A 12,463-nucleotide genomic window follows, 5' to 3' on the forward strand; every position below is an offset into this window, starting at 1 on the left:
ATACTCTTCTTTCCAAAGGGGCATAATAAAAAAAAGCCAGAAGGATTCTCCTGACTTCATATGTATATTCTTCTATATTGCTATAGCTTTTATATAGGTTTTGTCATATCAATAACGATATCTCTCTCTTTGTATACAAATAAAAAACCTTAGAAGAAAATTCTCCTAAGGTTTCAACTAATTAATTAGTTAATGTTGTTTTTTGCAACTGTTGCTAATTCAGCGAAAGCTTTTTCGTCATGAACAGCTAAGTCAGCAAGCATCTTGCGGTTAACTTCGATGCCAGCATTTTTAAGACCGTGCATTAAGCGGCTGTAAGAAAGACCATTCATACGAGCTGCTGCGTTGATACGTGTAATCCATAATTTACGGAAGTCACGTTTCTTTTGACGGCGGTCACGGAATGCATACATTAGAGATTTCATAACCTGTTGGTTAGCAACCTTGAATAATGTATTTTTTGAACCGTAGTAACCTTTTGCTAATTTAATTACTTTTTTACGACGTTGACGAGTAACTGTACCACCTTTTACTCTTGGCATAATATTACCTCCTAATTGTTCTATATATCAGCCGAACTTATTTTAAGTTGTCAAGCATTTGACGAATGCGTTTGAAGTCACCAGCGCTTACTACACCAGCTTTACGTAGTTTACGTTTAGCTTTTGTAGATTTGTTAGCGAATAAATGGCTTGTGTAAGCGTGAGAACGTTTCAGTTTACCTGATCCAGTCTTTTTGAAACGCTTTGCAGCGCCGCGATGAGTTTTTTGTTTAGGCATAGGTATTTCCTCCTCTATCTATTACTTATCGTTTTTCGGTGCTAAAACTAAGAACATACTGCGTCCTTCCATTTTAGGCTTAGATTCGATTGTACTAACTTCAGCACAAGCTTCTGAGAAGCGATCTAAAACACGTTGACCGATTTCTTTATGAGTAATGGCACGTCCTTTAAAGCGAATTGACGCTTTAACCTTGTCGCCTTTCTCTAAAAACTTGATAGCATTACGAAGTTTTGTGTTAAAGTCGTGTTCATCAATTGTTGGACTTAAACGAACTTCTTTCATGCTAATTACTTTTTGATTTTTGCGCTGTTCTTTTTCTTTCTTCTGTTGCTCAAAGCGGAATTTACCGTAGTCCATAATGCGGCATACTGGCGGTTTCGCATTTGGAGCAACTAATACTAAATCAAGATTAAGATTTGCAGCTAAGTCTAAAGCGTCATTACGAGACTTGATTCCAAGTTGATCGCCATTTGCGCCAACTAAACGTACTTCACGTGCACGAATTTGCTCGTTAATCATCATATCCTTGCTAATAGTAAGCCACCTCCAAGGTTTTCTCAGAACATAGTTTGTAGTCATAGAACCCGACAAAAAAAGTGCGGGCATACGACACCCACACTTGTAAAATCTTAAGTAAGAAATACATTTACCTGTAAACTGCGAATGCGTCCATCAGGTGAGAAGCGGGTGCTTCTACTTGTTCCACAAAACAATATTCTATTATCCTTGATGAGTTTATCATAGGACATGACGTCTGTCAAGAAGACGCGATGTGTTTTACTAACAACAAGAAATATTGTAACAAACAACTAACATACTTGCAATACTTTTTTACGATAAGTGTTACATGGTTTTTTTTTCTAATTTTCCTTACTCATATTACATAGAAAAGCCGCGGTATACCGCGGCTTTTTCTTATCGTTTTCCTTCTACTTTAATCATATCAACAAAAGCATCTAATGCGATTGTTTCTGATTTTTGTTCACCGTATTTACGTACGTTTACGCCGTTTTCAGTTACTTCATTGTCACCTACTACAAGCATGTACGGAATTTTTTGCATTTGTGCTTCACGGATTTTGTAACCAATTTTCTCTTCACGAGTATCTAATTCAACACGGATACCAGCACGACGCAATTCATCTTGTACTTTCTTCGCGTAGTCTAAATGTACTTGCGGAGAAACTGGAATTACTTGTACTTGAACTGGAGCTAACCAAGTTGGGAATGCACCTTTGTATTCTTCAATTAAGAAGGCTACGAAACGTTCCATAGTAGATACAACACCACGATGAATTACAACTGGACGATGTTGTTTACCGTCTTCACCAACGTAAGATAGTTCAAAGCGTTCTGGAAGTAAGAAGTCTAATTGTACAGTTGAAAGTGTTTCGTCTTTTCCAAGAGCAGTACGAACTTGAACGTCAAGTTTTGGACCGTAGAATGCCGCTTCACCTTCAGCTTCATAGTAATCAAGACCCATTTCATCCATAGCTTCTTTTAACATACCTTGTGCTTTTTCCCACATCTCATCATCAGCATAGTACTTTTTAGTATCTGCTGGGTCGCGATAAGATAGACGGAATGAGTAGTTCTCTAAACCGAAATCTTTGTACACTTCTAGCGTTAAGTTTACAACACGTTTTAATTCTTCTTTAATTTGATCTGGGCGTACGAAAATGTGCGCATCGTTTAAAGTCATTCCGCGTACACGTTGTAATCCAGATAACGCACCTGACATTTCATAGCGGTGCATTGTTCCAAGTTCCGCAATACGGATTGGTAATTCACGGTAGCTGTGAATATCGTTTTTATAAACCATCATGTGGTGAGGACAGTTCATTGGACGAAGAACTAACTCTTCATTATCCATTTCCATTGATGGGAACATACCATCACGGTAGTGGTTCCAGTGACCAGAAGTTTCATAAAGCTCTCTGCTTCCTAGTACTGGAGTGTATACGTGATCATAGCCTAAGCTTGCTTCTTTATCAACGATGTAACGCTCGATAATGCGGCGGATTGTTGCACCCTTTGGTAACCAAAGTGGTAAACCTTGTCCTACTTTTTGGCTATTAGTAAATAGTTTTAATTCTTTACCTAATTTACGGTGATCGCGCTCTTTCGCTTCTTCAAGCATACGTAAGTGCTCATCTAATTCTGCTTTCTTAACGAATGCAGTACCGTAAATACGTTGTAGCATTTTATTATTGCTATCGCCGCGCCAGTAAGCACCTGCAACGCTTAATAATTTAAATACTTTAATTTTCCCTGTAGATGGAAGGTGAACACCACGGCAAAGGTCGAAGAATTCGCCTTGCTCATAGATTGAAATAACTGCATCTTCTGGAAGATCGTTAATTAAATCTAATTTTAACTCATCGCCGATTTCTTCAAAACGACGAATTGCTTCTGCACGTGGTACTTCATGACGAACGATTTCTAAGTTCTCGTTCACAATTTTTTGCATTTCTTTTTCGATTTTCTTGAAGTCTTCAACTGTAATTGCTTCTTCCATATCAATATCGTAGTAGAAGCCATTTTCAATTACTGGACCAATGCCAAGCTCAACCTTAACATCTTTATATAAACGTTTTAACGCTTGTGCTAAAAGGTGAGCTGTTGAGTGGCGTAAAATATATAAGCCATCTTCAGAATCTAATGTAATGATAGAAACTGCACCATCTTCTTCGATTGGTGTAACAAGATCGATCATCTCATCATTTAATTTTCCAGCCACAGCTTTTTTCTTTAAGCCTGGGCTAATAGAAGCTGCGATTTCTTCAGTTGTTACGCCTTTTGGAAACTCCTTCACAGCTCCATCAGGGAAAGTAATTTTAACTACATCTGCCATCACTGGTCACTCCTCTTTTTCTCAAAATAAAAAACACTCATCCCGTAAAAAGGGACGAGTGTTGAATTCGTGGTTCCACCCTTGTTCCAATTAACATAATTGTTAATTGCTCAAGTTCAACATAACGGTGTTGTCCGTTAGCAATTACTAGAAAAACCGTTCACTGCTAAAGTTTAGAGGTGGTAAGTAATAATCCCGTACTAGGAAGCTCACACCCTAAGGCTTCCCTCTCTGAAAATCGTAGAAAACTACTCATGTCCTCATCATGACATTTCAATATATTTCATTTATGTAGGTAATTATATGCTCAAAAACTTAGAAAATCAAGGGCGTTACCTTTATTTTTTAAATTTTTCACATTGCGCTCAAACTCATGTAATCCATGTAATTGTACCCGTTCTTGAAATACATTTCGCAAAGTAATAATCATATTATGATCTTGTTCCTTCGTATATAAATAAATTTTTTTCGGCGAAATAGAAAGAAGTGGTGCAATTACTTTCGTATCAATATATACATCCTTTTGTTTTAATAAGTCTTCATCTATATATTGAACCAATTTCTCTTGTTTTAAACGTCTACCTTTATCATCATAGAAAATAAAACTTTCATCAAAAATAAGATGCACACATGACAAACGTGATTTCCGGCTACGAACTTGTTGCCGGAGCGTTTCAATAAACATTTGATATTCTTGTTCCAACTTATACTCATCAATTGCCACTTCAGCAAGCTTAGCTACCATTTCCCTATATGTACGAAGACGAAAGCGAACATATGATGAAAACGAGAATGAAAGTGGATCACAAAGCCAGTTATTTAAAGAGGATTTAATATATGATTCAAGTGTGTGACGTGTTAATTCACGAGCAATTCCTTTTCTTCTCCCTTTTAAAATCTCTTGTGCCATATGCAATATTTGATGACACTCTTCCTCTTCTTCATAAAAAAACTTCTCTTTTAAGATTGTATATATCCACTCATTTTGTTTCACATTCACAATGAAATATACCATTACCGGCAATAAAATCTTTTCAATATAATTTGATTCACATACTGGTATGTGAATCACCACTTTTTGTTCCTGTAAATACACACTCGTTTCCTTATATAACAGTTCCGCTCTTTTCAGTAGTTGTCTATATACATGCATAGCATCATTTTTTTCTTCGAAGCAAATTTCAATCACTTTTGTCCCCCCTTTTATCCCTGCTCTAAAGGACTGTATCTATACGTTACAAATCCTATAAGAGTCCGTCCCGCGTGAAAGTTCACTCTTAGTAGAATTACATTTCCTATCGTTAGAAAATCCACTCGATATGGCTTGCTAATTTTATATATATTAAGGGAGGGAGAAAAAAATGATACAAGCTACTAGGAATTTTCAATAAGAACTTTTCATTTTATCATTCGACTACTTTAAAAAGCGTTTAACTACGAAAAAAAGAGTAAGCTTCTCAGCTTACTCTTTACTTATGACGACGGTTTTTCCCGCCAATTGGAATTGGTTTCGCTAAATATTTGATTCGCTCCATAATACGAGCTGCTTTCATTTCTTCAGCTTCACCGCGCTGCGTATATGTTAAATGATGTTCTAGCTGTTTAAAATCAAAGTTAGACGTAAAGAACGTCGGTAAGTTTTCTAACATACGGAATTGCAAAATTGCACCGAGTACATCATCACGCACAAAGCTTGACATCGCTTCTGCTCCAATATCATCTAACATTAAAACTTGTACGCGTTTCACTGCATCAATCTTTTCCCCAATTGAATTATCTTGAATCGAACTTTTAATTTCACGGAGAAATTCAGGGAAGTATACGAGCATCGAACTTATTTTCTTTCGAGCAAGCTCATTCGCAATTGCTCCTAACAAATACGTTTTCCCTACACCAAATTTACCGTATAAATATAAACCTTGTACTTTTTCACCAGGTTCATATGCACTTAAAAACTCATTAGCTGCACCAATTGCATCAATACGCGCATCTAAATCTGAAGGGTCTAAGTTTTCCATCGTTGCTTGTAAAATATCAGTTGGCATATATACACTTTGAACGAGCTTTTCATATTTCTTCCTCTCGTCATATGCTACTTTTCTAACGCAACGATCATATTGAATATCAATCATCTTCCCTTGGATAATGAGCTTTGGCTCATATCCTTGCAGCATGTTTTTACACGAACCTAAATCCGGACAATCCGCGCAACCTACACTTTGTCCAATATATTCGTATAATTTCACAAGACTGCGTTCAATCATAGACGTTGTTACTTCCCCTTTATGTTCGTCTATAAATTCTTTCACACGCGGATGTGCCATTACTTCCGCCTTTAATACTTCATATCTATTTTTAAAATTTTCATTTTCCATTAACTTTGCAAATGAATTTTGAATATGCTCCATTTTCTCACCTCAAAGAGCGTTCATTCTCTTCTATTAATCACGCTTATATTTTTTTAACACTTCTTCTAATCGTTTTCGTTCGTCCTCTAACGTACTTGCACCTTTTTCAGCACTTACATCTTTTTTCACAGTTTCTTTCTCTTGTTCTTTCGGCTCTTCTTTCAGCCAATCTGGTACCATTTCTTTTCGTACTGTTTTCTTGGATGTACGACCTTTCTTCTTCGTCTCAGCCCATTCTTGATATTGACGATTTTCTTCTTTCGCTAATGCCATTGCTTCAGCAACTGTACCGACCTTTTTACGTGCCCAATGTCCAGCAATCTTCTCCACATACGTTTTCGCAAGTTTCATATCTGAGCGTAGCATAACGTAATAAATAAGTACATTCACAACACCTGGTGTTAACTTTTGATTCATCATTACATCTTCAACAATTTGCAAGTCAGCCTTCGTCGCCTCTGCACCGCCAGAGATTTCTTTCAATAGTTGCTTTGGTGAGATTTCCTCTAACTGTTTGATTAACATCTCTTCTTGCGATGTAGGCTCTTTTTCTTTCATCATACGTGCAGCGTGAGGCTGTACTCTTTCACTTAATACAGGTAACGCTTGACCGTTTTCGAACTGATACCAATCACGCGCTCCTTTTCTAAGCCTTTCGATATCAATTGTCTGCATCTCTGTCACCGCACCAAGAACGATATTTTGCATCGATAACACATCTACATCATACACGTAAGCAAGTGTAATGACACATTCTCGCACTTGATCTGTAATCGCCTTTTTAGGAACAAGAGCGGACAAGCCGTCTACAAATAAGGAGAAATCAAAGAAATCATTCCAAACTTTTGGAGCATCTCCCTTTTCATTACTTGGCATAACTGTCGCTTTTGGAATACGAAGATCTTCTTGCGCATGCTCAAGCTGTCCTGGATTAAACGAACCAAATACATCATTAAAAGAACGCGTAACATTTTCATACGATACAAAATCAAATTCTTCTTCTAAGAAATATTGTTTTACTTGATTATATTTTGTCCGACTCAATCGATTGTATAAAAAGATACTTAAAACAATATCATCAAAAAACTGCTTCGGGGATAAAGGTGGTTGCAGCTCATATATAAACATTCGAATATCTTTTTCTTTCTTAATATATACTTTTAAAAGCCCAATTGCTTCTAACTTTACTCGTTCCTCATACACTTCGGGAAGTTGCATTTGCATGGTCACCATAAGGGAATGGTGCGTATTCTCTTTTCCAAACACACGATCTTGCTCTAACTCTCCCCATAGCGTCATGTACAAGCTAAAAGCTCTACTACCTATTAACGGCTGATATAACATCGTTAACACTTTTCGGTCGTAATTATGCAGTAACCCTTTCGCACTTACTTTATAACGATCAATCGGCAATAGCTCCATCCATGACTGTTTTTCCATTCTTGCTTTTCCTTTCTCTCATCCAATCTTCACTATATAATTTATTAGCGAAAAAGAGCTATTAGCTTTCGCTTCTAGCTCTCTTATCTCATTATTTACGGTATGTAAAGAGAATACAATACAGATTCTACTCTCTTTCTTTTTGCAGTATATCTTTTAATTCTTCAATAAATACATTTAAATCTTTAAATTGGCGATATACAGAAGCAAAACGCACGTAAGCAACATCATCGATATCACGTAGTTCTTCCATAACAATTTCACCAATCATATCACTTTTCACTTCTGATATACCTAAATTACGAAGTTCACGTTCCACACTTTGAGTTACTTCTTCTAATTGTCTTAAAGATACTGGTCTTTTTTCGCACGCTTTAATTAAGCCGCGTAAAATCTTTTCTTTATTAAACTCTTCTCGTGTTCCTTCTTTTTTTACAACGATAAGAGGTGACTCTTCCACTCTTTCAAATGTCGTAAAGCGGCTTAAACAGCTTTCACACTCTCTCCTTCTTCGAATAGAGCGCCCCTCGTCTACCGGACGCGAATCTAACACTCTTGTACCATTATGAGAACAGGATGGACAACGCAATATATTCACTCCTTTACACTATACTCTTTATTTTTCTCTACTTACTTCATCTGACAATATATATACAGTATTATATAACTCATTCTAACTCTCTTACCACTTTAAGTTTAAACGCATTATGTTATCATCTCGGTTCCAAAAATAAGATGGTAGAATAGGGCGTTAACTTATTCGCAAGAGCTCAATTCATTCAACTAACGAGTACGTCATATTTTCCTTTTTTTCAAACTAAAAAAGAGGTGCATTATACACCTCTTTACATTTTAAATCAATTATGTTCTTTTTTAAAGAGCTTTTGTTTCTCTCTGCTTAATTTCGAAGCTACCAGTGCCTCGAGGAAGCTCGATGCTCTCACGCGTTTTCGCGTTTAAACCTTCTGCAATATATTCTGCAGCAACATTTGGATCAATACGATCCCCACAAGTATAAACATCAATACTCGCGTAACCGTGCTCCGGAAAGCTATGAATTGTTAAATGTGATTCCGAGATAATTACTACTCCACTTACACCTTGTGGTGCAAATTTATGGAAAGCCACCTCACGCACTTCAGCACCAGCTCTTAGTGCTGCATCCACAAATAATTGTTCAATATACGGCATGTCATTAAGCTTGTCGAAATCGCAATCCCAAAGTTCAGCGATCACGTGACGACCCATCGTATCCATAGTATCCATTCTACAGTTCCCCCTTGTAAATTTATTCTAACTGTTCGAATTGAAAACTAATTTGCAATTTGGCTTGCTCCACTACCACGGGGGAAAGTTAGTCCAGAGAGGTCCTAACCCTTTAAGTAGTGACTACGTACCTCAGCTCTTAAGTTTACGAGTGTTAGTATACTTTGTTTATTTTCATTTTGCAACAACAGTTTTTTCGATTTTCTGTCATATTTTCCTCTTTACTTTTCCCTAAAAAAAATAAATGATTCACGAATACAGTAACCTCAACGTTTCGTGGTATGTCCACTTCTAAAAATATACTTATATAATTTTTTTCCTTTTCAGAAAAAAATAAAAAAAAGAGGGCAAATATTCACTTGCCCTCCCCTTATTCAATTAAATATGTTGTACATTTTCTTGTTTCGCTAATTCATCCACAACTAACGTTACAAGATCTACAACACGACGAGAGTAGCCCCACTCGTTATCATACCAAGCAAGTACTTTCACTTTACGATCACCCATTACCATTGTAGATAAACCATCAATAATAGCTGAGTGTGTATTTGTATTAAAGTCAATAGATACTAAAGGCTCTTCGCTGAATTCTACAATGCCTTTTAACGCACCGTTTGCAACAGTTTTGAATGCATCGTTAATAGCTTCTACTGTCACATCGCGTTTTACATCTACTACTAAGTCAACAAGAGACACGTTTGGTGTCGGTACACGAAGTGCCATACCATGAAGTTTTCCATTTAAATGTGGAAGAACTTTTGCTAGCGCTTTCGCAGCACCTGTCGTTGTCGGAATAATTGATTGTCCGCAAGCACGTGCTCTTCTTAAATCTTTATGTGGGTTATCAATATTTTTTTGGTCATTTGTATAAGCGTGAACTGTCGTCATTAAACCGTTTTCAATTCCAAACTGCTCATCTAACACCTTCACAACAGGTGCTAAACAGTTTGTTGTACAAGATGCATTTGAAATAACAGTATGTTTTGTAATATCTAATTGGTCTTCGTTCACACCTACTACAATTGTTACATCTTCATTTTTACCAGGCGCTGTTAAAATAACTTTTTTCGCTCCAGCTTCAACGTGAAGAATTGCTTTTTCTTTTGAATTAAATTTTCCAGTTGCTTCAATTACAACTTCAACACCTAAATCTGTCCAAGGCAATTCCTTTGGATCGCGGTTGTTTAAAAGGCGAATCATTTTCCCATCAACTAATAAGTGATCTTCAAATGCTTCTACTGTTCCGTCAAACTTGCCGTGAACTGTATCATATTTAATTAAATGTGCTAACGTTTCAGATGGATAGCTTGCATTGATTGCTACAATTTCGAATGCGCTTTCTTTTATTGCCTGACGAAATACCATTCTCCCAATACGTCCAAATCCATTAATTGCCACACGAGTCATAATATGTTATCCCCCTTGAATGCGTTATACTATTTATCTCCAATCCCAATAATAGTATAACACAAAAAAGGGATATGTCACTAAGCATTTTCATTAATTTCACAATTTTTTAGTCAATAATGTTCCAATTCTTTAAAATGACCTCCAATTGTGTTTTCGTTTCCATAATTGTGCCATCATTATTTATCACTTCATCTGCACGTTTCACTTTTTCTTCTAACGGCATTTGAGATTGAATACGAGCTGTTGCTTCTTCTTCTGAAAAATCGTTTCGCTTCATTAAACGTTCTAATTGCGTACGTGGCTTAACTGCTACAACTAAAACGCGGTCAACGAGACTTGTTAATTTACTTTCAAATAAGAGAGGAATATCTAACACAACCGCTTGCATACCTTCTTTTATGTACATTTCCTTTTGCCTATTCATTTCCTCACGCACTGCAGGATGCACAATTTTGTTTAACTGCAATCGTTTCTCTTCATTATAAAAAACGACACTTCCTAATTTCGGCCGATCCAGTTCCCCATCTTCTTGTAATACTTCCGTTCCAAACACTTCTACAATTTTGTTATATGCTGGCTTTCCTCGTTCTACAACTTCTCGTGCAATAATATCTGCATCAATAACTGGTATACTGAGCTCGCGAAACATTTGAGATACTGTACTTTTTCCGCTTGCAATACCTCCCGTTAATCCAATTACTACTGTCATCATACCCCTCCTCATAATAAAAGGCGCGAAACTAATGTTCCACGCCCGTACTTACATTTTCCAAATTCCAATAATAATGAGTAGTACTCCAGGCAGGAATGTAAATTTTTGCAACCATTTCATATTTGATAAAACCGTTCCAAGTTTCATTCCAATAAATAAAAACAAAGAACTCATCACTGCAACTAATATCGCCATCATAGCGGGTGTATACCCTAATAAAGATGCACCAATTCCAGCACCGAATGAATCTACAGAAAGAGCGATACCAAGAAGCAATGCTTCTCCTGCAGAAATGGTGCCTGATTTATCGAAATCTGCTACAGTCGGTTTCCGTAAAATTTGAATGACTAACCCAAGCGAGGCAATCTCTAACTTCCAGACCTTCTCCTCTTGCTTCGGTTCTTCTTTTTTCTCACTTCGAAAAAATTGGTATAATACCCAAATTCCTATTCCAATAAGAACAAGCCCACCGATACGCGTTGCGATAACAGGTGAAAATACTTTCGCGATCATATGTCCAATTCCCATTGAAACAAGCATAACAGCCGCTGAACACATTCCGATAATTACAATTGATCTTAGTGGAATTCTTACGCTTCTTAAACCATATGTTAGCCCTACACTACAGCTATCTAAGCTTAATGTAAAAGCTAATAAAATAAGAGATAAATAAAGGTACATCGGTAAGCTCCTCCCTTATACATAGCTCTGCTGTATGTATATGACAAATGCCTATCCGATGTTATCTCTTTTCTATATTCTTGGCTGACAAATCGGGCAGTAATGCGTTCCTCTTCCGCCAACAACTGTTTTTTCTAATATCGTACCGCAAGTCACACACGGTTCTCCTTTTTTTCCATATACATTTAGAAGTTCTTGGAATGAGCCAATTTGCCCTTGTGAGTTGATATACGTTCGAATTGTACTTCCGCCACGCTTCACTGCTTCGCCTAACGTTGTAACAGTCGCCTCATAAATTCGCTCAATTTCTTCTGCTGTTAAAGACGACGCTTCTCGTTCTGGATGAATTTGAGAACGGAATAAAACTTCATCTACATATATATTTCCAAGTCCTACTAAAAGACGCTGGTCTAATAATACAACTTTTATTTTACGATTCGTCTTTTGCAATCTCTCTTGTAAATACTGTGGTGTCAATTCAGCATCAAATGGCTCTGGACCTAAGTCAGCAAGAGGCATTTGATTCATTTCCTCACCTTTTTTAAAGAGATGCATCGTACCGAACTTTCTCACATCTTTATAATGTAATTCAGTTCCATCTGTAAATAAGAAACGGACGTGCGTATGCTTATCAATTGGCTCATCCTCTTGATGCAGTAAAAATTTACCTTCCATACGCAAATGTGAAACAATGACATAATTCGTTACATATAAAAGCAAAAATTTTCCTCTTCGCTTTATATTTTCAATCGTCTCGCCTTTTAGCATTTCTTTAAAGATTTTTGCATCATCTGGACGTTTTACTATTTTGGGATAGGTAACAATGACATCTTCAATTGTTTTTCCTGTTACAAGATTTTCAAGTGTCCGTCTGACGTTTTCAACCTCTGGTAATTCAGGCATTTCATCA

13 protein-coding genes and 2 other annotated features are annotated in these 12,463 nt (G+C 36.8%); all 13 genes read right to left on the bottom strand.

What is annotated here, in order from left to right; translation table 11 throughout:
• Window positions 1-185 precede the first annotated feature (185 nt).
• Complete coding sequence (rplT, locus tag RTP99_RS15100) at window positions 186-542, bottom strand: 50S ribosomal protein L20 (RefSeq protein ID WP_001138362.1); 357 nt, start codon at window positions 540-542, stop codon at window positions 186-188.
• A gap of 37 nt (window positions 543-579) precedes the next feature.
• Entirely contained in the window at window positions 580-780 is a 201-nt protein-coding gene (gene rpmI / locus RTP99_RS15105; protein ID WP_001125945.1) for a 50S ribosomal protein L35, read from the bottom strand.
• A 21-nt stretch (window positions 781-801) separates the two neighbouring features.
• A complete protein-coding gene (gene infC / locus RTP99_RS15110; protein ID WP_000973214.1) occupies window positions 802-1,305 on the bottom strand; it encodes a translation initiation factor IF-3 in 504 nt (167 codons plus the stop codon).
• 62 nt (window positions 1,306-1,367) lie between these two features.
• Window positions 1,368-1,488 (bottom strand) — a sequence feature (ribosomal protein L20 leader region).
• A gap of 210 nt (window positions 1,489-1,698) precedes the next feature.
• Complete coding sequence (gene thrS, locus RTP99_RS15115) at window positions 1,699-3,636, bottom strand: threonine--tRNA ligase (protein WP_000786083.1); 1,938 nt, start codon at window positions 3,634-3,636, stop codon at window positions 1,699-1,701.
• Window positions 3,637-3,683: 47 nt separating this feature from the next.
• Window positions 3,684-3,912 (bottom strand) — a binding site (T-box leader).
• Between the two features lie 31 nt (window positions 3,913-3,943).
• Window positions 3,944-4,825: a putative sporulation protein YtxC gene (ytxC, locus tag RTP99_RS15120; RefSeq protein WP_046648447.1), complete on the bottom strand. Its 882-nt coding sequence runs from the start codon at window positions 4,823-4,825 to the stop codon at window positions 3,944-3,946.
• Window positions 4,826-5,105: 280 nt separating this feature from the next.
• Window positions 5,106-6,044, bottom strand: coding sequence for a primosomal protein DnaI (gene dnaI, locus RTP99_RS15125; RefSeq protein ID WP_000400100.1), 939 nt, complete (start codon window positions 6,042-6,044; stop codon window positions 5,106-5,108).
• 33 nt (window positions 6,045-6,077) lie between these two features.
• Window positions 6,078-7,484 (bottom strand): replication initiation and membrane attachment family protein, encoded by a 1,407-nt coding sequence (locus RTP99_RS15130; protein WP_016718640.1) that lies wholly within the window; start codon window positions 7,482-7,484, stop codon window positions 6,078-6,080.
• A 127-nt stretch (window positions 7,485-7,611) separates the two neighbouring features.
• Complete coding sequence (gene nrdR / locus RTP99_RS15135) at window positions 7,612-8,073, bottom strand: transcriptional regulator NrdR (RefSeq protein WP_001203687.1); 462 nt, start codon at window positions 8,071-8,073, stop codon at window positions 7,612-7,614.
• A gap of 284 nt (window positions 8,074-8,357) precedes the next feature.
• The gene (speD, locus tag RTP99_RS15140) at window positions 8,358-8,741 is read right to left on the bottom strand and encodes an adenosylmethionine decarboxylase (protein WP_002003660.1); all 384 of its coding nucleotides are present in this window, start codon (window positions 8,739-8,741) and stop codon (window positions 8,358-8,360) included.
• A gap of 387 nt (window positions 8,742-9,128) precedes the next feature.
• Entirely contained in the window at window positions 9,129-10,157 is a 1,029-nt protein-coding gene (locus RTP99_RS15145; protein WP_000198972.1) for a glyceraldehyde-3-phosphate dehydrogenase, read from the bottom strand.
• 109 nt (window positions 10,158-10,266) lie between these two features.
• Window positions 10,267-10,869, bottom strand: coding sequence for a dephospho-CoA kinase (gene coaE / locus RTP99_RS15150; protein WP_000219317.1), 603 nt, complete (start codon window positions 10,867-10,869; stop codon window positions 10,267-10,269).
• Window positions 10,870-10,920: 51 nt separating this feature from the next.
• Window positions 10,921-11,553, bottom strand: coding sequence for a sporulation membrane protein YtaF (gene ytaF, locus RTP99_RS15155; RefSeq protein WP_000281752.1), 633 nt, complete (start codon window positions 11,551-11,553; stop codon window positions 10,921-10,923).
• Between the two features lie 72 nt (window positions 11,554-11,625).
• Window positions 11,626-12,456, bottom strand: coding sequence for a DNA-formamidopyrimidine glycosylase (gene mutM, locus RTP99_RS15160; RefSeq protein ID WP_001114498.1), 831 nt, complete (start codon window positions 12,454-12,456; stop codon window positions 11,626-11,628).
• Window positions 12,457-12,463 lie beyond the last annotated feature (7 nt).

The sequence above is a fragment of the Bacillus sp. (in: firmicutes) genome (assembly GCF_031983925.1).
Taxonomy (GTDB): domain Bacteria; phylum Bacillota; class Bacilli; order Bacillales; family Bacillaceae_G; genus Bacillus_A; species Bacillus_A pacificus.